The 22,348-nt window shown below is 74.0% G+C and carries 19 protein-coding genes; 11 read left to right on the top strand and 8 right to left on the bottom strand.

What is annotated here, in order from left to right; translation table 11 throughout:
- Positions 1–301: 301 nt before the first annotated feature.
- Complete coding sequence (locus ACFQRF_RS02395) at positions 302–748, bottom strand: MarR family winged helix-turn-helix transcriptional regulator (RefSeq protein ID WP_379868386.1); 447 nt, start codon at positions 746–748, stop codon at positions 302–304.
- A gap of 304 nt (positions 749–1,052) precedes the next feature.
- Here ACFQRF_RS02395 and ACFQRF_RS02390 point away from each other — a divergent pair, with 304 nt between their 5' ends.
- Genes ACFQRF_RS02390 through mnhG form a run of 6 tightly spaced genes read left to right on the top strand, consistent with a single transcriptional unit; the run spans position 1,053 to position 7,792 of the window.
- Positions 1,053–4,007: a Na+/H+ antiporter subunit A gene (locus tag ACFQRF_RS02390; protein ID WP_379868384.1), complete on the top strand. Its 2,955-nt coding sequence runs from the start codon at positions 1,053–1,055 to the stop codon at positions 4,005–4,007.
- On the top strand, positions 4,004–4,834 hold the full coding sequence (locus ACFQRF_RS02385; RefSeq protein WP_379868382.1) for a Na(+)/H(+) antiporter subunit C: 831 nt from the start codon (positions 4,004–4,006) through the stop codon (positions 4,832–4,834). The genes ACFQRF_RS02390 and ACFQRF_RS02385 overlap by 4 nt, the downstream gene beginning before the upstream one ends.
- 3 nt (positions 4,835–4,837) lie before the next feature.
- Positions 4,838–6,508, top strand: a complete 1,671-nt coding sequence (locus tag ACFQRF_RS02380) for a Na+/H+ antiporter subunit D (protein WP_379868380.1) — start codon at positions 4,838–4,840, stop codon at positions 6,506–6,508.
- Entirely contained in the window at positions 6,508–7,095 is a 588-nt protein-coding gene (locus ACFQRF_RS02375) for a Na+/H+ antiporter subunit E (protein ID WP_379868378.1), read from the top strand. Before ACFQRF_RS02380 ends, ACFQRF_RS02375 begins: the two co-directional genes overlap by 1 nt.
- Positions 7,092–7,439, top strand: coding sequence for a monovalent cation/H+ antiporter complex subunit F (locus ACFQRF_RS02370; protein ID WP_379868377.1), 348 nt, complete (start codon positions 7,092–7,094; stop codon positions 7,437–7,439). Before ACFQRF_RS02375 ends, ACFQRF_RS02370 begins: the two co-directional genes overlap by 4 nt.
- The gene (gene mnhG, locus ACFQRF_RS02365) at positions 7,436–7,792 is read left to right on the top strand and encodes a monovalent cation/H(+) antiporter subunit G (RefSeq protein ID WP_379868376.1); all 357 of its coding nucleotides are present in this window, start codon (positions 7,436–7,438) and stop codon (positions 7,790–7,792) included. The genes ACFQRF_RS02370 and mnhG overlap by 4 nt, the downstream gene beginning before the upstream one ends.
- Before the next feature lie 19 nt (positions 7,793–7,811).
- Here mnhG and ACFQRF_RS02360 read toward each other — a convergent pair whose 3' ends face one another.
- Positions 7,812–9,188, bottom strand: coding sequence for a sensor histidine kinase (locus ACFQRF_RS02360; protein WP_379869012.1), 1,377 nt, complete (start codon positions 9,186–9,188; stop codon positions 7,812–7,814).
- A gap of 111 nt (positions 9,189–9,299) precedes the next feature.
- The gene (locus ACFQRF_RS02355) at positions 9,300–9,998 is read right to left on the bottom strand and encodes a response regulator transcription factor (protein WP_379868375.1); all 699 of its coding nucleotides are present in this window, start codon (positions 9,996–9,998) and stop codon (positions 9,300–9,302) included.
- Between the two features lie 248 nt (positions 9,999–10,246).
- On the opposite strand from ACFQRF_RS02355, the gene ACFQRF_RS02350 reads away from it, so the two are divergent.
- Positions 10,247–10,708 carry a hypothetical protein gene (locus ACFQRF_RS02350; protein WP_379868374.1) on the top strand — a complete coding sequence of 154 codons (462 nt, stop codon included), beginning with the start codon at positions 10,247–10,249 and terminating at the stop codon, positions 10,706–10,708.
- Here ACFQRF_RS02350 and ACFQRF_RS02345 read toward each other — a convergent pair.
- Positions 10,689–11,645 (bottom strand): HpcH/HpaI aldolase/citrate lyase family protein, encoded by a 957-nt coding sequence (locus ACFQRF_RS02345; protein ID WP_379868373.1) that lies wholly within the window; start codon positions 11,643–11,645, stop codon positions 10,689–10,691. The genes ACFQRF_RS02350 and ACFQRF_RS02345 overlap by 20 nt on opposite strands.
- Before the next feature lie 252 nt (positions 11,646–11,897).
- Here ACFQRF_RS02345 and ACFQRF_RS02340 point away from each other — a divergent pair, with 252 nt between their 5' ends.
- Positions 11,898–14,246: a molybdopterin-dependent oxidoreductase gene (locus tag ACFQRF_RS02340; RefSeq protein WP_379868372.1), complete on the top strand. Its 2,349-nt coding sequence runs from the start codon at positions 11,898–11,900 to the stop codon at positions 14,244–14,246.
- Positions 14,247–14,266: 20 nt separating this feature from the next.
- On the opposite strand, the gene ACFQRF_RS02335 is transcribed toward ACFQRF_RS02340, so the two are convergent.
- From ACFQRF_RS02335 to ACFQRF_RS02325, 3 genes are read right to left on the bottom strand one after another with little or no spacing between them, the layout of a single operon-like run.
- Positions 14,267–15,163, bottom strand: a complete 897-nt coding sequence (locus ACFQRF_RS02335) for an ABC transporter ATP-binding protein (protein WP_379868370.1) — start codon at positions 15,161–15,163, stop codon at positions 14,267–14,269.
- 51 nt (positions 15,164–15,214) lie between these two features.
- Entirely contained in the window at positions 15,215–16,312 is a 1,098-nt protein-coding gene (locus ACFQRF_RS02330) for a FecCD family ABC transporter permease (RefSeq protein WP_379868369.1), read from the bottom strand.
- Positions 16,309–17,334 carry a FecCD family ABC transporter permease gene (locus ACFQRF_RS02325; protein ID WP_379869010.1) on the bottom strand — a complete coding sequence of 342 codons (1,026 nt, stop codon included), beginning with the start codon at positions 17,332–17,334 and terminating at the stop codon, positions 16,309–16,311. Before ACFQRF_RS02325 ends, ACFQRF_RS02330 begins: the two co-directional genes overlap by 4 nt.
- Before the next feature lie 488 nt (positions 17,335–17,822).
- On the opposite strand from ACFQRF_RS02325, the gene ACFQRF_RS02320 reads away from it, so the two are divergent.
- Positions 17,823–18,596, top strand: a complete 774-nt coding sequence (locus ACFQRF_RS02320) for a class I SAM-dependent methyltransferase (RefSeq protein ID WP_379868368.1) — start codon at positions 17,823–17,825, stop codon at positions 18,594–18,596.
- Between the two features lie 450 nt (positions 18,597–19,046).
- Here the strand turns inward: ACFQRF_RS02320 and ACFQRF_RS02315 are convergent, their stop codons facing one another.
- Complete coding sequence (locus ACFQRF_RS02315; protein WP_379868366.1) at positions 19,047–19,820, bottom strand: SDR family oxidoreductase; 774 nt, start codon at positions 19,818–19,820, stop codon at positions 19,047–19,049.
- Between the two features lie 167 nt (positions 19,821–19,987).
- Here ACFQRF_RS02315 and ACFQRF_RS02310 point away from each other — a divergent pair, with 167 nt between their 5' ends.
- On the top strand, positions 19,988–20,944 hold the full coding sequence (locus tag ACFQRF_RS02310; RefSeq protein ID WP_379868364.1) for a bifunctional helix-turn-helix transcriptional regulator/GNAT family N-acetyltransferase: 957 nt from the start codon (positions 19,988–19,990) through the stop codon (positions 20,942–20,944).
- A gap of 61 nt (positions 20,945–21,005) precedes the next feature.
- Positions 21,006–22,319, top strand: coding sequence for an aminotransferase class I/II-fold pyridoxal phosphate-dependent enzyme (locus tag ACFQRF_RS02305; RefSeq protein WP_379868363.1), 1,314 nt, complete (start codon positions 21,006–21,008; stop codon positions 22,317–22,319).
- The last annotated feature ends 29 nt before the right edge of the window (positions 22,320–22,348 follow it).

Below are 22,348 nucleotides of genomic sequence, written 5' to 3'. Positions count from 1 at the left end.
GCGCTCCGCGTCGCCCGCGGTGTCCGTGCTCCGGCGGCCGGCACCGTCCCGCCCGCCGGGCGGGACGGCATGTCGGGCCGCCCGTGGCCGGAACCGGCCGGACTCCGGAACGGGCCGAACCGAGATTACTGCCCGTCCGGTAACCGTGTGGCCGTCTCAGAGCAAAGGCGCGGGTAGCCAGGGCGGGCGGCACCGGCGCCGCCTCGGTGCCACGGGACGGCGCCGCCTCCGGGCCGGCCGTTCCCGGCACCGGCCCGGTGCCGCCGCCCACGGTACGGGTCGGCGCGGGAGGGCGGCGCCGTCAGGAGTCCTCGATCGCCGCGCCCATCTCGCGCAGCAGGGCGATGAGCAACGGACGCTGTGCCGGGTCGATCCGGTCGAAGAGCCGGCGCTGCCGTTCGGTGACGTGGGCGCGCCACCGCGTCAGGGTCTGTTCCCCGCGCGGGGTGACGGTGACGAGGATCGTGCGCTCGTCCTCCGGGTCGCGGTGGCGTTCGACCATTCCCTTGCGTTCGAGCTGCTGGAGCATCCGGGTGGCCGACGGGGAGGCGATGTGCAGCGCGTGCGCGATGGCGCCGACCGTAGGGCGGTCCAGTGCGGCGACGGCCCGCATGAGCATGGCCTGCGCCATGGTGAGACCGTCCTCGCCCAGATGCGTCTCCCGGCCGCGGGCACGGACGACCGCGCCGACGAGGTCACCCCAGGCGGCCGTGAACTCGGCGAACGTCGCCGCCGAGTCCTGTTCCACGTCCCGTTCCATCCGGCAGTCCCACCCCGCCTGTTCCCGGCCTTCGACACTTAAGTAGCATGTACATCTAATAGTGACAACACATAAATTCCGAGTAAACCCAGGGGCGCTCCCCCGGCCACCCGCCCCGCGCCGCCGCCGAATCCCGGCGCGCCGTGCCTAGGGTCGGTCTGGCGAGCGCGTCGCGCGGCGCCGAGGAGAGCGATCGCCGCCGCGTGTGCGGAGGAAGGAGCAAGGTGGGGTCCCAGTCGACCGTGCCCGTGGAGGTGCCGCCGGCCGTCCGAGCGTCCCGGCCGGGGGCGGCGTGGTAGCGCTTCTGGTCGCGCACCTCGTCGCAGCCCTCGCGGCACCGCTCCTGGTGCGCCGCTGGGGCCGGAACGCCTTCCTCCCGCTCGCCGCGGTCCCCGGGGCCGCCACCGTCTGGGCGCTGCTGCGGGCACCCGGCGTCGTCGCCGGCCACCCGGTCGAGGTGGCCGTCCCGTGGGCGCCGGAGTTCTCGCTCACCCTCGCGTTCCGGATGGACGTGCTCGGCCTGGTCATGACGCTGATCGCGGCCGGGATCGGGACGCTCATCCTCGTCTACTGCGCCCGCTACTTCGCCGACGACGAGCCGGGCCTCGGCCGGTTCGCCGGTGTGCTGACCGCCTTCGCCGGGGCGATGCTCGGCCTCGTGCTGGCCGACGACCTGATCCAGCTCTTCGTCTACTGGGAGCTGACCACGGTCTTCTCCTACCTGCTGATCGGCCACCGCGCCGAACTGCGGGAGAGCCGCCGGGCGGCCATGACCGCGCTCGTCGTCACCACGCTCGGCGGGCTCGCGATGCTCGTCGGCCTCATCATGCTCGGCGAGGCGGCCGGCAGCTACCTGATCTCCGACATCCTCGCCGACCCGCCGCGCGGAGCGATGGTGACCGCCGCCCTGGCGCTCATCCTCGTCGGCGCCCTCTCCAAGTCGGCGCTGCTGCCGTTCAGTCTGTGGCTGCCCGCCGCGATGCAGGCGCCCACCCCCGTGAGCGGCTACCTGCACGCCGCCGCCATGGTCAAGGCCGGCGTCTACCTGGTCGCACGGCTCACCCCGGCCTTCGGCGACGTCGCCCTCTGGCAGGTCGTCGCGGTGACCGTGGGCACGGCGACCATGGTGCTCGCCGGCTGGCGGGCGCTGCGCGAGTACGACCTGAAGCTGCTGCTCGCCTACGGCACGGTGAGCCAGCTCGGCTTCCTCACCGTGCTGCTCGGCGCCGGAACCCGCGACGCCGCGCTGGCCGGTCTGGCGATGCTGGCCGCCCACGCGCTGTTCAAGGCGCCGCTGTTCCTGGTGGTGGGCATCATCGACCACAGCACCGGCACCCGGGACCTGCGCGACCTCTCCGGACTGCGCCGCCGGCTCCCCGTGGTGTTCTGGATCTCGGTGCTGGCACTGGCCTCCATGGCGGGGCTCCCGCCGACCGCCGGGTTCGCCGCCAAGGAGGCGGCGTTCGCGGCGCTGGAGCACGGCGGCGCGCCCTGGACGATCGTCCTGGCCGGGGTGGTCCTGGGGTCGGTGTGCACGGTCGGCTACAGCCTGCGGTTCCTGTGGGGCGCCTTCGCCGACAAGCGGGACGTCCCGCCCACTCCGGTGCACCGGCCCGGCCCGCTGTTCGTCGCCCCGGCGGCGCTGCTCGCGCTGGCCGGCCTGGCCGGCGGCCCGCTGGCCGCCGCGGCCGACCCCGTCCTGGCCGGATACGCCGACACGGTCCGCTGGACCACCGGCGGGGAGCCGCAGCACCTGGCGCTGTGGCACGGGCTCGGCCTCCCGCTCGTCCTGTCCCTGTTCTGCGTCGCCGGCGGCCTGCTGCTGTTCGCCGCCCGCGAGCGGGTGGCGTGGCTCGGCCACCGGCTCGCGCTCGTGGACGCCGACCGCGTGTACCGGCGCGCGCTGGCCGCCGTCGACTCCTTCGCCCTCCAGGTCACCGGCTTCACCCAGCGCGGCTCCCTGCCGCTCTACCTCGGCACGACCCTGGTCACCGTCGTGGTCGTCAGCGCCGTCCCGATCATCCGCGGTGAGCTGTGGACGATCGAGGCACCGCCGATCCGGGTGTGGGACTCCCCCGTGCAGATCGTGCCGGCCATCGTCATCATCGTGGCGGCGCTCGGGGTGCTGGCGGTGCGCCGCCGGCTGTTCGCGGTGGTGCTGGTGGGGCTGACCGGCTACGGGACCGCGACGTTGTTCGCGCTGCAGGGCGCCCCGGACCTCGCGCTCACCCAGTTCCTCGTCGAGACGGTCAGCATGGTGGTGTTCGTGCTCGTGCTGCGCCGGTTCCCGAGCAGGTTCAGCACCCCGGCGCTGCGCGGCCGTCGGCTGGGCAACCTGCTGATCGGCGCGGCGACGGGGCTGCTGGTGGCGGCCATGGCCTACTTCGCGCTGGCGGGCCGCCGCGCCGAGACGATCTCGGCCGGGTTCCCCGACGCCGCGCGGGAAGCCGGTGGGAAGAACATCATCAGCGTCATCCTGGTGGACCTGCGGGCCTGGGACACGATGGGCGAGATCTCGGTGCTGGCGGTCGCCGCGGCGGGCGTGGCCAGCCTGATGTTCCTGCGCCGCCGCACGCAGCCGGTCCGCGGCCGGGTCGGCGAGCGCGCCGTGCCGCTGCCGACGGCCGGGCCGTCGCCGAACGGGGGCACGGCCGCCACCGGGACCGGCGCCGGTTGGCAGCCGACCGCGCTGGCCACCGCGCCGCGGCAGTTGCGGGTGCAGCCGCGCTGGAACCCGCTCTGGCTGCCCGGGGCGCAGGCGCTGTCCCGGGAACGGCGCTCCATCGTCTTCGAGGTGATCGCCCGGGCGCTGTTCCCCGTGGTCATGCTGCTCTCCATCTACCTGCTGCTGGTCGGCCACAGCTACGTGGGCGGCGGGTTCGCCGGCGGCATCGTCGCGGGGCTCGGCCTCATGGTGCGCTACCTGGCCGGTGGCCGGTATGAGCTGTACGCGGCCGTGCGGGCGCAGCCGGGCGCGCTCATCGGGCTGGGGCTGGTGACGGCCACCGGGACGGCGCTGGCCGGCGCGCTGTTCGGCACCGAGATCCTGGCCGGTGGCGCGCTCGACCTGCACGTCCCGCTGGTCGGGGACGTGCATCTGACATCGGCGCTGCTCTTCGACTTCGGCGTCTACCTGCTGGTGATCGGCCTGGTGCTCGACATCCTGCGCAGTCTGGGGGCGCGGGTCGACGAACAGCTGGAGAAGGAGATCGTGAGCGAGCGGCAGGCCGAGGAGATCACCCCGTGAACGACACCCCGACCCTGCTCCTCATCGCGGTCACCGGCGTGCTGGTGGCGGTGGGCGTGGTGCTGCTGCTGGAACGCAGCCTCACCCGGATCCTGCTCGGCGTGATCCTGATGGGCAACGGGGTCAACCTGATGATCCTGTCCACCGGGGGCACCGCCGGCCGGCCGCCGCTGCTGGGGCTCACCCCGGAACCGGAGATGTCCGACCCGCTGCCCCAGGCGATGATCCTCACCGCGATCGTCATCACGCTGGGGGTCACGGCGTTCCTGCTCGCCATGGCGTACCGGAGCTGGCAGCTCCAGGGCAACGACGATGTGCAGGACGACGCGGAGGACCGGCGTATCGCCTTCGGCGGCGGGCGGCGGGAGCTGCGCGCGGAGATCCGGCGGCAGCGGCGGGAACTCCGCGCCGAGATCCGGGCGCAGCGCGCCGACCTGCGCGACCGGATGGCGGCACAGGACCGCAAGGAGGCGGCGGAGCGCGCCGAGCTGCGGTCCCGGATGCTGGCCGCCGACCGCGAGCTGCGCGCCTGGCTGCGCAGCGGTACCGAGGGCGGCGCGGGCGCCGACGACGCGGAGATGGCGCGGCGGTTCCGGGACGCGCGTCAGGCGCACATCGAGGGCGTCGAGGAGCTGCGCCGGGAGGTCGAGAGCTGCCGTCAGGGCCTGCGCGAGCACCGCCGGATCGACCGGGAGACCGAGCGGGAGATGCGCCGCGAGCTGCGGCGGCGGATCCGCTCGCAGAAGCGGCGGCTGCGTGCCGCGATCCGGGCCGAGCGCGAACGGCTGGCCCGCGCCGAGGACAGCGACCTCCAGGGGAGCGAGTAGCAGATGGCCGACTTCCTGCACTACCTGGTCCCCCTCCCGGTCGTGCTGCCGCTGTTCACCGCGGGCCTCAAGCTCGCCATCGGCACCCGGCTGACGCGACTGCAGCGCGCGATGAGCGTCATCGCGCTCTCGGTGGTGCTGGTGATCGGCCTGGTGCTGCTGTTCGGCGTGGACGCCTACGGCCCGCAGGTCGTGCACATCGGGGGCTGGGGCGCCCCGATCGGGATCGCGCTGGTGGCCGACCGGCTGTCGGCGCTGATGGTGACGGTCTCCGCGGCGATCACGCTGGGCGTGCTCGTCTACTCCATCGGCCAGGGCCTCGCCGACGAGGACGAGGTGGCGCCGCTCGCGGTCTTCCACCCCACCTACCTGATCCTGGTGGCGGGGGTGTCGAACGCCTTCCTGGCCGGTGACCTGTTCAACGTCTACGTCGGGTTCGAGATCCTGCTGACGGCGAGCTACGTGCTGCTGACCATCGGCGGCACGCAGGCGCGCATCCGCGCGGGCGCCACCTACGTGGTGGTGTCGCTGCTGTCGTCGCTGGTCTTCCTCATCGCGGTCGGCCTCACCTACGCCGCGGCGGGCACGGTGAACATGGCGCAACTGGCGGTCCGGCTTCCGGGAGTGCCCGAGGAGCTGCGGCTGGTGCTCCAGGTGCTGCTGCTGGCGGCGTTCGCGATCAAGGCCGCGGTGTTCCCACTGTCGGCGTGGCTGCCGGACTCCTACCCCACCGCCCCGGCGCCGGTGACCGCGGTGTTCGCCGGCCTGCTGACCAAGGTGGGCGTGTACGCGATGATCCGCACCCAGACCCTGCTGTTCCCGGAGGGCCGGGTGGACGACGTGCTCATGTGGGCGGCGCTGGCCACGATGGTGATCGGCATCCTCGGCGCGGTCGCGCAGACCGACATCAAGCGGCTGCTGTCGTTCACGCTGGTCAGCCATATCGGCTACATGGTGTTCGGGATCGCGCTGGGCAGTGCGCACGGGATGGCCGGGGCCGTCTACTACGTGGCGCACCACATCACGGTGCAGACCGGCCTGTTCCTGGTGACCGGGCTGATCGAGCGGCGCGGGGGCAGCAGTTCGATGACGGACCTGGGCGGGCTGGCCCGGCTGTCGCCGCTGGTCGCCGTCCTGTTCTTCATCCCGGCCATGAACCTGGCCGGCATCCCGCCGCTGTCGGGGTTCCTCGGCAAGCTCGGGCTCATGCAGGCCGGGGTACAGGCCGGGACGCCGCTGGCGTACACGCTGGTGGCGGGGTCGGTGCTGACCAGCCTGCTGACGCTGTACGCGATCGCCCGCGTGTGGAACCACGCGTTCTGGCGGACGCCGATCGCGGGCGCGGTCGCCGAGCCGGGGACCGTCCTGGAGGAGGCGGAGGAGGAGTCGCCGACCTCGGCGTTCGGGCCCGGCGAGGCCGTGGGCCCGTCGTCGCGGGTGCGCGCGCCGGTCGCGCGGCCCGTGGCGCGGGCGGCGACCCTCGGCGGGCGGACGATCGTCACCTCGGCCACCCTGCCGGCGACCATGGTGGGCGCCACCGCGGGCCTGGTCGTCATGGGGCTCGCGTTCACGCTGCTGGCCGGGCCGCTGATCGGGTACTGCGACCGCGCCGCGGCCGAACTGCTCGCGCGCACCCCTTACATCACCGCGGTCTTCCCGGGAGGAACGTCATGATGGCGCCGTCCGCAACGCCCCGCCGCCGCGACCGGCCGCGGACCGCCCGCCGGGCGGTGCACCTGCCGACGCTGGCCGTCCTGGTCGTGGTGTGGACGATGCTGTACGGCGAGGTCTCGGCGGGCGTGCTCGCGTCGGGCGTGCTGGCCGCTCTGGCCGTACTGCTGGCGTTCCCGATGCCGCCGGTGGACGCCGCCCTGCGTCCGCGCCCATGGGCGTGCGTGCGGCTGCTGGCCGGCATGGCGGTGGACATCGTGGTGGCGAGCGCCCGGGTGATCCTGCAGGCGTTCGCGTTCGGCCGGGTGCCGCGCAGCTCGGTCATCCGGGTGCCGTTGCGCACCGAGTCCGACCTGATGCTGACCGGCACCGCCGTGGCGCTGTCGGTGGTGCCGGGCAGTGTGCTGGTGGAGGTCCGCTACGCGACGCGGACGCTGTTCGTCCACGTGCTGGGGGCGGCCGACGCCGCCGCCGCGGACGCCGCCCGCGCCGACGTGCTGCGGCTGGAGGAGCGAGTGGTCCGCGCGTTCGGGACCCGCGAGGACATCCGGAGCCTGGAGGCGGCCGGCGGAGAGCGAGGTGCCCGATGACGGCCATCTGGATCGCGGTCGAGGTGCTGCTCGGGGCGGCGGCGCTGCTCAGCATGGCGCGGCTGGTGATGGGGCCGTCCATCCTGGACCGGGCGCTGTCGGTGGACGTCGTGCTCGCCGCGACGATCGCCGGTGTCGGCACGTTCGCGGCGTTCCACCGCGACCCCACGCTGCTGCCGGTCCTGCTCGTGGTGTCGCTGCTGGGGTTCGTCGGCTCGGTCAGCGTGGCCAGGTTCGTCTCCCGGCGCACGCCCGAGCCGGAACCGCCGGCGGAGGCGCCGCACCCGGCGGCCGGTCCCGGGCCGGAGTCCGGGCCGGAGAACGAGAGAGGGAGCGGCCGGTGACCGCCGTGCTGGACTGGATCGCGCTGGGCTGCCTGCTCATCGGTGCGCTGTTGTCGTTCGCGGCGGGGGTCGGGCTGGTCCGGTTCCCCGACCTGCTGTCGCGCATGCACACCGCCGCCAAGCCGCAGATCCTGGGGCTGCTGCTCATCCTCGTCGGGATCGGGCTGCGGATGGCGCCCGACCCACGGGTGGGCGTCCTGGTGCTGGTGGCGGTGTTCCAGATCCTCACCGTGCCCGTTGCCGGGCACATCGCCGGGCGGGCCGCCTACCGCACCGGCCGGGTGCGCCGGGACCTGCTGGCGATCGACGAGCTGCGGGACGAACTGGCGGAGGAGCCCGGCCCGGGCCGCTGACCGTTCCGCCGTCCCGGCCTCACCGGTGCGCGCCGCCGGGGTGCACGACCGGCACCTGGAAGCCGACCACGGCACCCCCGCCCGGCCGGTTGTGGGCGAAGACGTGGCCGCCGTGCGCCGTGGCGATATCGTGCACCATCGAGAGCCCGAGCCCCGAGCCGGGCATGCTGCGGGCCGACGTGGCGCGGTAGAAGCGCTCGAAGATGTGCCCGAGCTCGTCGGGGTCGATGCCGGGGCCGCGGTCGCGGACCTCAACCCGGCCGGCCCGGATCCAGATCTCGATGGGGGCGACGCGCCCGGTGTCGAACTTCGCGGCGTTCTCCACTGGGTTGGACAGCGCGCGCTCCAGCGCGTGCGCGCGGCCGAACACGACGCTGTCGTCGGCGTCCACGACGATCTCCCGGCCGGTCCGCCGCCCGGTGCGCGCGGCGACGGCCCGCGCGAGTTCACGCAGCGCGACCTCCTGCGGCGGCTCGTCCTCCCGGGTCTCGGTGGCCAGCTCCACCAGCTCGTTGACGAGGTCGGTGAGCTCCCGTGTCTCGCCCTGCAGGTCGTCGATCAGCCGCCGCCGGGCGTCCGGTGACAGCTGCTCGAACCGCTTCATGACGCTGACGTTGGTGCGCAGGCTGGTCAGCGGCGTGCGCAGCTCATGGGAGGCGTTCTGCACCAGGCGGCGCTGATCCTCCTTGGCGGCGGCGAGACGGGACAGCATGGCGCCGAACGCCCGTCCCAGCCGGCCCACCTCGTCGCGCGCGCCGTCGCGCGTGTCCGTGGCGTCCACGTCGATCCGCCCGGTGGAGCCGACGTACTCCGCTGCCTCGGTCAGCCGCACCAGACGGCCGGTGACCCGCCGGGCGATGAGCCACCCGGCGCCTCCGGCGCACAGCAGGACGACGGTGCCCACCGCGACCATCTGCCAGGCCATCGAGTCGAGCATGCGCTCCATCGGTGAGAGCCGCTGGCCGATCTGCACGGCGCCGCGTCCGCCGCCATAGGAGATGGTGGCGATCCGGTACGTCTCGCCGTTGGCGTGATCCTCGCGGGTCCGCACGATACCCGCGGGCGACTCGGCGGCCACGGCGCGATCGGAGCCGTTGACCGGGAGGACCTCGATCTGATTGCGGTCGTTGACGGGGACGGACACGTTCCCGGTCGGCGAGAGCAGCTGGAAGGTGAAGGTCTCCGAGTGCAGCAGGCCGAGCTGGCCGATGCCGCCCTCGCCGAGCGCCGAGGAGCGCAGGTCGCCGGCGAGACCGGCGACGGTGGAGTCGAACTCCTGCTGGGCGTCGGTGCGGATGAGCAGGGCGGCGGCGTTGTAGGCGAGCGAGCCGACCACGATGATGACCGCGGCGGCGACGAGCGCGAACGACAGCGCGAACCGGGTGCCCAGCGACATGTCCGCGAAGCGGCGCGGCCACGCCGGCCGCCCCGGCACGCCCCGCCCGGGGCTGCCGTCCGCGGGCCCGCCGGAGGCGGCGGTGGTACCGATCATGTCCTGCGGGGCTCCCTACTGCGGCCGGACGGTGTACCCGACCCCGCGCACCGTCTGGATCAGGGGCGTGGAACCGGCCGGCTCCAGCTTGCGGCGCAGATAGCTGATGTAGACCGCGAGGTTCTTGGACTCCGGACCGAAGTCGTACCCCCAGATGCGGTCATAGATCGTGGCGTGGTCCAGCACGATTCCGGCGTTACGAGCCAGCAGTTCCAGCAGGTCGAACTCGGTCTTGGACAGGTCGATCTCCCGTTCGCCCCGCCACACCCGCCGGGCGCCCGGCTCGATCCGCAGGTCGCCGACCCGGATGGGCGGTTCGGCCCCCTCCCCCTCGGCCACCGGCGCGGCCCTGCGCAGCAGCGCGCGCAGCCGCGCGAGCAGTTCGTCCAGATCGAACGGCTTGGGCAGGTAGTCGTCGGCCCCCGCGTCCAGCCCGGCGACCCGGTCCGGTGTCTCCACCCGTGCCGTGAGCATGAGAATCGGCGTGCGGTCCCCCTCGGCCCGCAGCACCCGGCACACCCCGAGACCGTCGACGCCCGGCATCATCACGTCCAGCACCAGCAGGTCCACCGGCTCCCGGTGGGCCAACGCCAGCGCCTGCACGCCGTCCGCGGCGGTACGGACCTCGTACCCCTCAAGCTGCAGGGCGCGTTCGAGAGACTCGCGGATGGCGCGGTCGTCGTCGGCGAGCAGGACGCGGTTGGGAGCGTTCATGTCGACCATCGTGACGCATGTCGGTAAGTGATCGGTAAGAGGACATGCCATGTCAGGAGTGTGGGCGCCCATCCCCATGCCCGAACGGTGCGAGGACCCGCGGGAGCCGCGGCCCGCGCGGCCGGTGGGCAGCCGGCGCGCGGTTGTCCCCCCGACAGCGGGTAGTTCCTTTCCGGGCGTCCGTGCTCGGGCGCCCTCGCCGGTCCGTCCGGACCGGGCGACGTCGACGACACGAAGGGACGGCGCTCATGGGAGTCAACCGCCCACACCAGCTTCCGCTGCGCCTGATCACGGGCGCGTTCATCCTCAACTCCGGGCTCGGCAAGCGCCGGGCCGACGACGCCACCGCCGAGTACGTGCACGGCGAGGCGGCGCGCGCCTACCCCTTCCTTAAGGGGATCGATCCGCAGCGGTTCACCAAGCTGCTCGGTTCGGCCGAGATCGCACTCGGTACCGCGTTGCTGGTGCCCGCCGTGCCCGCGGCGCTGGCGGGGGCCGGGCTGACCGGGTTCGCGGCGGGGCTGCTCGGGCTGTACTTCACCGATCCGGAGGCCCGCGAGAAGGACGGCATCCGGCCGAGCCAGCAGGGCATCGCGCTGGCGAAGGACAGCTGGCTGCTGGCGATCGGGCTCAGCCTGCTGGTGGACCGGTCGCGGCCACGCGTGGCGGGGGAACCCCGGTCGTGGCGGCTCACTCCAGGTCGGGGGTGAAGGTGCGGGTGCGGCGCAGACCGGCGGCGCGGCCCTTGGCGGCGACGACGAGCGCCATCTTGCGCGAGGCCTCGTCGAGCATCTCATCGCCGAGCATGACCGCACCGCGCCGCCGCACCGTGGTGGCGTGCTCGTAGGCGTCCAGGATGAGTTCGGCGTGGTCGTAGTCGTCCTGGCTCGGGGAGAAGACCGCGTTGGCCGCGTCGACCTGGGCCGGGTGCAGGACCCACTTGCCGTCGTAGCCGAGCGCCGCGGTGCGCCGGGCGGAGCGGGTGAACGCCGGGACGTCGCGCACCTGCAGGTAGGGGCCGTCGATGGCCTGGAGGCCGTTGGCGCGGGCGGCCATGAGGATCCGCATGAGGACGTAGTGGTAGGCGTCACCGACGTCGTAGCCGGGCGGCTGCTCGCCGACGACCAGCGTCTTCATGTTGACGGACGCCATGAAGTCGGCCGGGCCGTAGACCAGGCTCTCCAGGCGCGGTGACGCGGCGGCGATCTCGTCGACGTTGACCAGGCCGCGCGCGTCCTCGATCTGCGCCTCGATGCCGATACGGCCGGGCTCCAGGCCGACGGAGCGCTCGATCTGGGTGAGCAGGGTGTCCAGCCACCGCACATGCCCGGCGTCGGCGACCTTGGGCAGCACGAGGCAGTCGAGGTTGCCGCCGGCGGCCTCCACCACGGCGATGACGTCGCGGTAGGTCCATTGGGTACTGAGGTCGTTCACGCGCACCGTGCGCACCTTGTCGCCCCAGCCGCCCTCGTTCAGCGCGGCGACCACCGCGTCACGCGCCCGTTCCTTCTCCAGCGGGGCGACGGCGTCCTCCAGATCGAGGAAGAACGCGTCGACCGGCAGCCCGCGCGCCTTCTCGATGAACCGGGGGTTCGACCCGGGGACCGCGAGCACCGACCTGCGCGACCGCGACGCCACCCTACTCATCGACCGTTCCCTCCCCGTTGCCGGACACGAATCCGCTTTCCTCCATTGACTCGCCACGGGGCACACCCCGTTCACTCGCCACGGAGCACACCTCTCCGTTCACTCGCCACGGAGCACACCTCTCCGTTCACTCGCCACGGAGCACACCTCTCCGTTCACTCGCCACGGAGGCTCCAGTCTCCCAAAGGCGCGCCCTGGGTGCGGCGGTGCCCCGCGTAGGCTGGCGCTGAGCCGGCCTGAGGAGGACCCGCAATGGCGCACCGGGAGGACCGTTCCGCTGTCACCGCGTACCCGACCAGTTCGCACTGGGGCACCTACGAGGTGCTGGTGCGCGACGGCACGGTGGTGGACGTCCGGCCGGACCCCGCCGACCCGGCCCCCTCGCCGATGATCCGCAACGCGCCGGCGGCGCAGCACCACGCGACCCGGGTGGCGCAGCCGGTGGTCCGGCGGCGCTGGCTGGAGAACGGCCCCGGCCCCGACGACCGGCGCGGCGACCCCGATGACGAGTACGTGGCGGTCGGCTGGGAGACGGCACTGGACCTGCTCGCCGCCGAACTCGACCGGGTGCGGCGCGAGCACGGCAACACCGCGATCTACGGCGGCTCCTACGGGTGGGCGAGCGCGGGCCGCCTGCACCACTCGCAGAGCCAGCTGCACCGCTTCCTCAACATCATCGGCGGTTACACCCGGTCCCGGAACACCTACAGCCACGCGGCGGTCGAGGTGCTGTTCCCGCACGTGGTGGGAGCGCGCGGCGGCTACGAGCTGCTGCGGCGACCGCCGACGTGGCGGGCCATCGCCGAGCACACCGACCTGCTCGTCTCCTTCGGCGGGCTGCGGGTCTCGAACATGTGGAACGCCTCGGGCGGCCGCGCGGCGCACACGGCCGAACCCGAACTGCTGGTGGCGGCCCGGGGCGGCGTGCGGATGGTCTCGGTGAGCCCGCTGCGGGACGACACACCCGCGGGGGCGGCGGCCGAGTGGCTGCCCATCTCGCCGGGGACCGACACCGCGGTCCTGCTCGCCCTGATGCACACGCTGTTCGAGGAGGGGCTGGCCGACACCGGTTTCCTCGACCGCTACACGGTGGGCGCGGCCGAGCTGCGCGGGTACGTGACGGGCGACGTGGACGGGATCGCCAAGAGCCCGGAGTGGGCCGCGGAGCTGAGCGGCCTGCCCGCGGACGCGCTCCGCGACCTGGCCCGCCGGATGGCGGCCGGGCGCACCCTGGTCAACGTCGGCTGGTCGGTGCAGCGGGCCCGGCACGGCGAGCAGCCGCTGTGGGCCGGGATCGCGCTCGCCGCCTGCCTCGGCCAGATCGGCCTGCCCGGTGGCGGTTTCGCCACCGGGTACGGGTCGATGGGCAGCTACGGCGGCGGTGCCACGCCGGACGCGCTCCCCACGCTGCCGCAGGGCGCAAATCCGGTGGACTCGGTCATCCCGGTCGCCCGGGTCTCCGACATGCTGCTGCACCCCGGCGCGCCGTTCGACTTCGACGGCCGCCGGCTCCGCTACCCCGACATCCGGCTGGTGTACTGGTCCGGCGGCAACCCGTTCCACCACCACCAGGACCTGAACCGGCTGAGCCGCGCGTTCGGCCGCCCCGAGACGGTGGTGGTGCACGAGACGCACTGGACGGCGACCGCCCGGCACGCCGACATCGTGCTGCCCTCGACCACCTCCCTGGAGCGGGACGACATCGCCGCCAGCCAGGGGGACCTGCGGCTGCGCGCGATGCCGCGGGCGGTGCCGCCGCACGGCGCGGCCCGCGACGAGTACGACATGTTCGCCGGGCTGGCCGAACGGCTCGGCGTCGGCAAGGAGTTCACCGAGGGGCGCACGTCGGCCGAGTGGCTGACGCACCTGTACGAGGAGTGGCGCGGCCGGTTGCGCGCGTCGGGGGTGGAGGTGCCGCCGCCGTTCGCCGAGTTCTGGGCGGCCGGTGGCGTGCCGATGCCCGGGCGGATCGAGCCCACCACGCTGTTCGGCGAGTTCCGCGCCGACCCCGGTGCCCACCCGCTGGGCACGCCGAGCGGCCGGATCGAGCTGTACTCGGCCACCATCGCCGGATTCGGCTACCCCGACTGCCCGGGCCGGCCCACCTGGCTGGACTCCGAGGAGCGGCTCGGCTCCGCGCGGTCACGGCGGTGGCCGCTGCTGCTCATCGCCAACCAGCCGACCGGGCGGCTGCACAGCCAGCAGGACATGGGCGCGCACAGCCGGTCGGAGAAGGTGGCCGGCCGGGCGCCGATCCGGATGCACCCGGCGGACGCGGCGGCGCGCGGCCTCACCGACGGCGACGTGGTGCGGGTGGTCAACGACCGGGGCAGCTGCCTGGCGGGCGTGCGGACCAGCACCGACCTGCGCCGGGGCGTGGTGCAGCTGGCCACGGGCGCGTGGTTCGACCCGTCGGCGGCCCCGGACCTTTCCTGCGTGCACGGCAATCCCAACGTGCTCACCTCGGATGTGGGGACGTCGGCGCTCAGCCACGGCTGCACCGGCCAGCTGGCGCTGGTCGAGGTGGAGCGCTTCGACGGCACGCCGCCCCCGGTGCGGGTGTTCGCGCCGCCGCGGATCACACCGGCCCGGGAGGCGTAGCGCGCGGGGCGGTCCCGTGGTCAGGCGCGCTGCGGTACTCCGGACGCGTCCTTCGGTGCGCCGGCCGCGGCGCGGCCGTCCGCCTCGTCCCCGCCGGCCGTGCGGGAGGCGCGCCGCGCGATGGCGCCGCGCCGGTCGGTGGCGACGATCAGCGGGGTGCCGGTCTCCGGGTCGGGGATGACCCGGCAGGGCAGGCCGAACACCTCCTCCACGAGTTCGGCCGTGATGATCTCGGACGGGTCGCCCTCGGCCACGATCCGCCCGTCCTTCATCGTGATGATGTGCGTGGCGTACCGGCACGCCTGGTTGAGGTCGTGCAGGACCGCGACGAGCGTGTAGCCGCGGTCGTGGTGCAGCTCCGCGCACAGGTCGAGCACGTCCATCTGGTGCGCGATGTCGAGGTAGGTGGTGGGCTCGTCCAGCAGGAGCAGCGGCGTCTGCTGGGCCAGCACCATGGCCAGCCACACGCGCTGCCGCTGGCCGCCGGAGAGCTCGTCCACCACGCGGTCGGCGAGGTCGGTCACCCGGGTGGCGTCCATGGCCTCGGTGATGATCCGCTCGTCCGCCCGCGACCACTGCCGCAGCAGCTTCTGGTGCGGGTAGCGCCCGCGCGCCACGAGGTCGGCGACGGTGATGCCGTCGGGCGCGACGGAGGTCTGCGGCAGCAGCCCGAGCCGCCGCGCCACCTCCTTGGACGGGTAGGAGCCGATGAGCCGGCCGTCCAGGTGCACCTCGCCGGAGCTGGGCTTGAGCATGCGGGAGAGCGCGCGCAGCAGGGTGGACTTCCCGCAGGCGTTGGGGCCGACGATGACGGTGAAGGAGTTGTCCGGGATCGTGATCCCGAGGTCACGGGAGATGACGCGCTGGTCGTAGGCCAGCGTCAGGTTCTCTCCCCACAGTCGGGCCGGTTCGGACATGATCTCTCGCTTCTCTCCTGAAGGTGTCGGGTGATTCCTGCCGGGCGCCGCTCAGGCGCGGCCGGTGCGCCATTCGCGGTACAGCAGCCAGACCAGGTAGCTGCCGCCGATGACGGCGCTGACGACGCCGACCGGGAGCTGGACCGGTGCCATCGCGCGCTGCGCCACCAGATCGGCGGTGAGCAGCAGGAAGGCGCCCATGAGGCCGGCGCCCGCGATCGTGGTGCCGTCGGCGCGGGCGAGCCGCCGCGCCAGCTGCGGGGCGGCGAGCGCGATGAAGGAGATGGGACCGGACACCGCGATGGCCACCCCGGTGAGCGCGCTCGCGGCCACGAGCGCGATCGTCTGGGTCGACTCCGGGGAGACCCCGAGCGCCCGGGCCGTGTCGTGCCCCATCTCCATCAACCGCAGCCGGCGGCCGTAGGCGAGGATCACCGGCACGAGGACGGCGCTCCCGATGGCGACCGCCGCGACCTGTCCCCAGGTCCGGCCGTTGAGGCTGCCGATCATCCACACCTGCGCGGCCATGGCGTCGGTCAGTTCGGCCCGGCTGATCAGGTAGTCGCGCATCGCGAGCAGCATCGCGCTCACGCCGATGCCCACGAGGATGAGCCGGTAGCCCTGCACGCCCCGCTTCATGGCGAGCAGGTAGACGACGAGCGCCGTGCCGACGCCGCCGGCGACCGCGCCGAGCGAGGTGGGCAGCATGCCGCCGCCGAGGACCAGGATGGTGAGCACCGCCCCGGTGGCCGCGCCGTGGGTGAAGCCGATGATGTCCGGACTGCCCAGCGGGTTGCGCGAGAGGCTCTGGAACACCGCCCCCGCCACGCCGAGCGCCGCGCCGACCAGCACCGCGGTCCAGGCCCGCGGCAGCCGTACCCCTTGCACGAAGAAGACGTCGAGGCGTTCGCCCCGGCCGGTCAGCGCGAGCAGGACGTCGGGCAGCGGGATCTCGTAGTCGCCGACCATCAGGGTGATCGCGAACACGGTCGCCGTGGCGGCGACCAGCGACGCGTACACCACCGTCAGCCGGAGGCGCAGCCGCACGGAGAACCTGTCGCCCAGCCGCAGCACCCGGCCGGCCGGGGGGCGTGGGTCTCGGCCGCCGGGCCGGGAAGGGCCGGCGGAACCGGGGAGTACCGCAGTCACAGCTCGGCCACCTTCTTCCGCCGGACCAGGGCGATGAACACGGGCGCGCCGACCAGCGCGGTGATGATGCCCACCTCAAGTTCACCGGTCGGCAGCACGACCCGCCCGACGGTGTCGGCGGCGACCAGCAGGATCGCCGCGAGCACCGCCGAGTACGGCAGCACCCACCGCTGGTCCGGGCCGATGAGGAGGCGTGCGACGTGCGGCACGGCGAGACCGACGAAGGCGATGGGCCCGGCGGCGGCCGTTGCGCCCCCGCACAGCAGCACGATGGCGAGGGCGGTGACCGCGCGGGTCCGGTTGACGCGTGCGCCGAGGGCGGCGGCGAGGTCCTCGCCGAGGGCGACGGCGTTCAGCGACGATCCCAGCAGCAGCGCGAGGACCGTACCGGCGAGCAGGAACGGCAGCACCGCGGTGATGACGCCGAGGTCGCGGCCGACCAGCGAGCCGATCTGCCAGAACCGGATCTGGTCGAAGACGAACTCGTTGAGGATGATGATGCCGTGCACCAGGCCGATCAGCACCGCGCCGACCGCGGTGCCGGCGAGCGCCAGTCGCACCGGGGTGGCGGCGCCGCGTCCGGCCGAGCCGAGCACGTAGACCACCACGGTGGTCAGCCCCGCTCCGGCGAAGGCGAACCAGACGTAGGCGTTGAGGTCGGTCAGCCCGAACACGAAGATGGCGACCACCACCGCGGCGGCGGCCCCGGCGTTGATCCCGAGGATGCCGGGGTCCGCCAGCGGGTTGCGGGTGAGCGCCTGCATGAGCGCCCCGGCCAGCCCCAGCGCGACGCCGACGGCAACGCCGAGGATGGTGCGCGGGACCCGCAGCTCGTAGACGACGCTGTGGTCGTAGGAGCCGTCGTAGTTCCACAGGGCCTGCCACACGGTGGACAGCGGGATGGCCTTGGCCCCGACCGCGATGCTGAGCAGCACGCACAGCACCAGGACGCCCAGCGCGGCCAGCAGCCCGGCGGCCCGCGCCGCGTGCACCCGCGCGTGCGCCGCGGTGCGCCGTTCCAGCGCCGCCGCGGCGGCGCCGACCGTGCCGTCGACGTCCGGCGCCACGGGAGCTTTCGGGGTCACCGCCCGCCCACCCGGCACAGCGGGAGGGCACGCCGCAGCGAGTGGAACACCTGGAACCTCCGACCCCGACTCGGCCACGTACGAACTTAGTAGAGGCTAACCTATCCCCGAATGCGGAGGAAGGCGGGATCCCCGGTGTGCGGCACCGCGCCGTCGGGCGACCCGCCAGGAGGAACGTCCGAGGTCCCGCTCGGGAACCGCGCACGCGGCACGATGGAGCCGTTCTCGTGGCTGCGTCGCCCATCGCACGCGGCCCATTTGGCCGTCCTGCGGAGATAGCGGGTCGAGTGAGATGCCGCCCGGCCGGTTCTCACCTCGCCCTGGCCGCGACCGGCGTCACCTCATCCGATCCGGACGGCGATCCCGTTCGTCCCGCTCGCCCGCGATCAGGGGCCGTCCGGCGAGCGATCTGAAAGGCTCCGGTGATGGACCGAGAGACCGACGTACCCGAGATTCCCGTCCGGCCCGCGCATCCGGCCCAGGTGAACGACTACGACGGCTTCGCCGAGGCGTACGCGGCGGACAACGAGAACAACCTGATGAACGCCTACTACGAACGGCCCGCGATGCTGGCCCTCGCCGGAGACGTGAGCGGCCGCCGCATCCTGGACGCCGGCTGCGGCGCGGGCCCCCTGTCCGCCGCGCTACGCGACCGCGGTGCCGACGTCACCGGCATCGACGCCAGCGTCGGGATGCCGGCCTTGGCCAGGCGGCGGCTCGGGGACGACGCGGACCTGCGCGTGGTCGACCTCAGCGGCCCGCTCCCCTTCGCCGACGGCGCGTTCGACGACGTGGTCGCGTCGCTGGTGCTGCACTACCTGGAGGACTGGGGGCCGCCCCTGGCCGAGACGCGGCGCGTCCTCAGGCCCGGCGGCCGGCTGATCGTGTCGGTGCAGCACCCGTTCGCGGACTATGTGCTGCAGGATCCTCGGCCCGACTATTCCGCGACCACCGCCTATACCTGCGATTTCACGTTCGGCGGGCGGTCCGTCCCGATGAGGTTCTGGCGCAGGCCGTTGCACGCGATGACCGATGCCTTCACCGCCGCCGGTTTCCGGCTCTCCGTCATCAGCGAGCCGCAGCCCGACCCGACCACCCGTGCGCTGTTCCCCGGCGACTTCGAGAGCCTGTCGACCCGGATCGGCTTCCTCTTCTTCGTCCTTGAGGCCCCGCCGTCGCCCGTCGGGTCGGACGGCTAGCCGGTCGCGGATCGGGTGTCCCGTCTCACGCGGGTCGATTCGCTCACCTGCGCGGATGCCGGTTCGAGGGAGACGACCGGCGAAGCCTGACGGTCCGAGTGCGACGGAACGCCCGTGGTGGACGTTGCGGGAGTCCCAGGTTCCCGCGGGCCGCCCGGCTTCGCGACCTCGTCGAGGGGCCGCGCACGAGCCCGTGGCCGGCGGGTTCGCGAAGCCGGGCCGCGTGCGCCGACCGGGTGCCGAGCGGATGGCGCGCTCGGCCCCGATCCAGGTCGGGATGCCGGGGAACACGGCCGGCCGCCACCGGGCAGGCCGGTGTTACGAAGGCCGGACGACCGGGCCACACCGCCTGCCAAGATCCGTCAGCGGTACGGCCACCGGACGCGGCGGACCGGCCGCACGGCCCCCGGGCCGCATGTCCGGTCCGGTGGCCGCCGTCTCGTGGCGGCGTCAGAGCGCGCGCAGCAGTCCGCCGTCGCAGCTGATCCGGGTGCCCGTCACATAGGAGGCGCCGGTGCCGGCGAGGAAGGTGACCACCGCGGCGAACTCCTCGGGAGTGCCCAGCCGGCCGGCCGGGATCTGGGCGACCGCCGCCGCGCGCACCTCCTCGGGGGTGCGTCCGGTCCGCTGCGCGGCCGCGCGGTCCAGCTCCGCGACCCGGTCGGTGTCGATCCGGCCCGGCAGCACCATGTTGACGGTGACTCCGTCGGCGGCCACCTCGGCGGCGAGGGTCTTGAGATAACTGGCGAGCGCGGCCCGCGCGGTGTTCGAGCCCACCATGTTCGGGGCCGGCTGCCGGACGAACGTCGAGCCGACCGCGACGATGCGCCCCCAGCCCCGCTCACGCATGCCGGGCAGCACGGCCGCGACCAGGCGCTGCTGCGCGAGCAACTGGGTCTCGATCGCGGAGGCGAGGTCGCCGTCGGTCGCGTCGACCGCGGCCTGCGGCGGCGGTCCCCCGCCGTTGAGCACGCACACGTCCACCGGGCCGAACCGCTCCCGCGCCGCCGCCACCAGGCGGGCCGGTGTCCGCGGATCGGCGATGTCGGCGGGGACGGCGAAGGCCGAGGGGAGCTCGTCCGCGCACTGTTGCAGCAGGTCGGCGCGGCGTGCCGTCATGACCACGTTGGCGCCCTCGGCGGCCAGCGCGCGGGCGATCGCCAGCCCCAGCCCGGCGCTCGATCCCGGCACGATCGCCGTACGTCCCGCGAGTCCGGTGTCCATCGGCTCCTCCTTCGCCTCCCCGGGCGCCCGGTGGCGGGCCTCCGCCGGTCCGCCCCATTGTGGCGGACCCGCCGCCGGACCCGGCGCCGGGGCGGACCTGGCGGGCGGCACGGCCGTGGGAGTACGCTGAATCAATTGACGGAGTCAAGAAGATTGTTGACATCATCATGGACGTGCTCCCCGCCACCGCAACGCCGGTCTCCCCCGAGGACATCGCCGAGATCCGCGCCTTCAGCCGCTTCTTCACCAACCGCCTCGGCGTGCTGCGCGCCGGCCTGCTCGACACCAGGTGGTCGCTCACCGAGGCGCGCGTGCTGTACGAGCTCGCCCGCTCCGACCGCACGGAGCTCGCCGACCTGCGCCGCGAGCTGGACATCGACGCCGGCCAGCTCAGCCGCGTGGTCGGCCGGCTCGCCGACGACGGCCTGATCACCCGCTCGCCCTCGCCCATCGACGGCCGGCGGCAGGTCCTGGAGCTGACCCCGGCCGGGACGAAGGCCGCCGCGATGCTGGACGAGCGCGCCTCCGAGCAGGTGCGCGCCGAGCTCGCCCCCCTGCCCGCGGCCGACCGGCACCGGCTGGTCACCGCGGTCGCCACCGCCCGCCGGCTGCTCACCGCCGCCACCGACCCGGCCGCGCGCCCCGCAACCGTGCTGCTGCGCCCGCTCCGCCCCGGCGACCTGGGCTGGGCGGTGCAGCGCAACGCGGTCCTCTACGCCGCGGAGTACGGCTTCGACCAGAGCTACGAGGCCCTGGTGGCCGAGATCGTCGCCGAGTACGGCAGATCCCACGACCCGCGCCGCGAGACGGCGTGGATCGCCGAACTCGACGGCGAGCCGGTAGGCTGCGTCTTCTGCGTCCGCGCGGACGACACCACCGCCAAACTCCGCCTGCTGCTGGTGGAGCCGTCCGCCCGGGGGAACGGCATCGGCAGCCGGCTCGTGGCGGAGTGCCTCTCCTTCGCGCGGGCCGCGGGCTACCGGCGGATGACGCTGTGGACCAACAACGTGCTGACCTCCGCGCGCCGAATCTACGACCGCGCCGGGTTCACGATGGTCCGCGCGGAGCCGCACCACAGCTTCGGCGTCGACCTGGTCGGCGAGACCTGGGAACGCGACCTGTAACCGTCCATGACCGCGGCCGGCGCGGCACCGGCGCCCGGCACCGCGCGGGCACAATGGGGGCATGGTCATCACCGGGCGCGGCGCGCACGAGATCGCCGACAGCGTGGAACGGGCGATCGCCGTCGGAGATCTCGGGACCGGGGTGGTGCTGCCGCCGATCCGGGAACTCGCGGGGCGGCTGGGGGTCAGTCCCAACACGGTGGCGTCCGCCTACCGGGTGCTGCGCGAGCGGGGGCTGGTCGAGACCGGAGGGCGGCGCGGGACGCGGGTGCGCGCGCAGGCCGCCGCGGTGCCGCGCGACATCGAACCCGAGGCCGTGCCGCCGGGGACGCGGGACGTCGGCAGCGGCAACCCCGACCCGCGGCTGCTCCCCGACCTGGGCGCCGCGCTCGCCGCCGTCGCCGCCCGGCGGGCCGGGCGGCATCCGCTCTACGGCGACCCCGCCGTCAGCCCCGACCTGCTCGCGGTGGCCCGCGAGACGTTCACGGCGGACGGCGTGCCGGCGGACGCGCTCGCCGTCACCTCCGGGGCCCTGGACGGGATCGACCGCGCGCTGCGGGCCGTCCTGCGTCCCGGCGACGCCGTGGCCGTGGAGGATCCCGGCTGGACCAGCGAACTCGACCTCGCGGCCGCCCTCGGGCTGCGGCGGCTCCCGGTGCGGGTCGACTCCGACGGTCCCCTCGTGGACGACGTCACGGCCGCGCTGCGGTCCGGAGCGCGGGCGCTCGTGCTCACCAGCCGTGCCCAGAACCCGACCGGCGCGGCGCTGACCGCCGATCGCGCCGATCGCCTGCGCGCGGTGCTCACCGCCCATCCCGGCGTCCTCACGGTGGAGGACGACCACGGGTTCGGGTTCGTCGACCTCCCGTTCCGCTGCGTCGCCGGCGCGACCGGACGGTGGCTGGTGCTGCGCTCGGTGGCCAAGGGGTACGGGCCGGACCTGCGGCTCGCGCTGCTCGCCGGGGACACCGCGACCATCGACCGGCTGCGCGCCCAGCAGCGGCTCGGGCCGGGGTGGGTGAGCCACGTGCTCCAGGAGGCGTTCGTGGAACTGTGGCGCTCGGGGGTGGTGGATCCCGGGCGAGCCGCCCGCCGGTACCGCGAACGCCGCGACGCGCTGATCGAGCTGCTCGCCCGGCACGGGATCACCGCGACCGGGCGATCCGGGGTGAACGTCTGGATCCCGGTCACCGACGAGGCCACCGCGGTCGGCCGGCTGCTCGCCCGCGGCTGGGCGGTGACCCCCGGCGCCCGGTTCCGCACCGCGTCGGCTCCGGGCATCCGGGTGACCGTCTCCCCGCTGGAGCCGGGGGACCTGCCGCGGCTCGCGGACGACATCGCGCTCGCCGTCCGGCCGGGCGGGCCACGGGTGTGAGGGCCGCCGGTCAGCCCAGGACGGCGGCC

Origin of the sequence: Marinactinospora rubrisoli (assembly GCF_042664915.1) — a bacterium.
In the GTDB taxonomy this organism is placed as follows: Bacteria; Actinomycetota; Actinomycetes; order Streptosporangiales; family Streptosporangiaceae; genus Marinitenerispora; species Marinitenerispora rubrisoli.
This window is presented reverse-complemented; position numbering and strand designations above follow the sequence as displayed.

What these genes read in the sequence shown, in the direction of transcription:
- ACFQRF_RS02360 (WP_379869012.1), bottom strand. Translation starts at nt 9,188, where the DNA reads ATGTCGCTGGGCACCCGGTTCGCGCTGTCGTTCGCGCTCGTCGCCGCC.
- ACFQRF_RS02350 (WP_379868374.1), top strand. Translation starts at nt 10,247, where the DNA reads ATGGGAGTCAACCGCCCACACCAGCTTCCGCTGCGCCTGATCACGGGC.
- ACFQRF_RS02355 (WP_379868375.1), bottom strand. Translation starts at nt 9,998, where the DNA reads ATGAACGCTCCCAACCGCGTCCTGCTCGCCGACGACGACCGCGCCATC.
- ACFQRF_RS02335 (WP_379868370.1), bottom strand. Translation starts at nt 15,163, where the DNA reads ATGTCCGAACCGGCCCGACTGTGGGGAGAGAACCTGACGCTGGCCTAC.
- ACFQRF_RS02310 (WP_379868364.1), top strand. Translation starts at nt 19,988, where the DNA reads ATGGACGTGCTCCCCGCCACCGCAACGCCGGTCTCCCCCGAGGACATC.
- ACFQRF_RS02375 (WP_379868378.1), top strand. Translation starts at nt 6,508, where the DNA reads ATGGCGCCGTCCGCAACGCCCCGCCGCCGCGACCGGCCGCGGACCGCC.
- ACFQRF_RS02345 (WP_379868373.1), bottom strand. Translation starts at nt 11,645, where the DNA reads ATGAGTAGGGTGGCGTCGCGGTCGCGCAGGTCGGTGCTCGCGGTCCCC.
- ACFQRF_RS02380 (WP_379868380.1), top strand. Translation starts at nt 4,838, where the DNA reads ATGGCCGACTTCCTGCACTACCTGGTCCCCCTCCCGGTCGTGCTGCCG.
- ACFQRF_RS02320 (WP_379868368.1), top strand. Translation starts at nt 17,823, where the DNA reads ATGGACCGAGAGACCGACGTACCCGAGATTCCCGTCCGGCCCGCGCAT.
- ACFQRF_RS02305 (WP_379868363.1), top strand. Translation starts at nt 21,006, where the DNA reads ATGGTCATCACCGGGCGCGGCGCGCACGAGATCGCCGACAGCGTGGAA.
- ACFQRF_RS02340 (WP_379868372.1), top strand. Translation starts at nt 11,898, where the DNA reads ATGGCGCACCGGGAGGACCGTTCCGCTGTCACCGCGTACCCGACCAGT.
- ACFQRF_RS02315 (WP_379868366.1), bottom strand. Translation starts at nt 19,820, where the DNA reads ATGGACACCGGACTCGCGGGACGTACGGCGATCGTGCCGGGATCGAGC.
- ACFQRF_RS02370 (WP_379868377.1), top strand. Translation starts at nt 7,092, where the DNA reads ATGACGGCCATCTGGATCGCGGTCGAGGTGCTGCTCGGGGCGGCGGCG.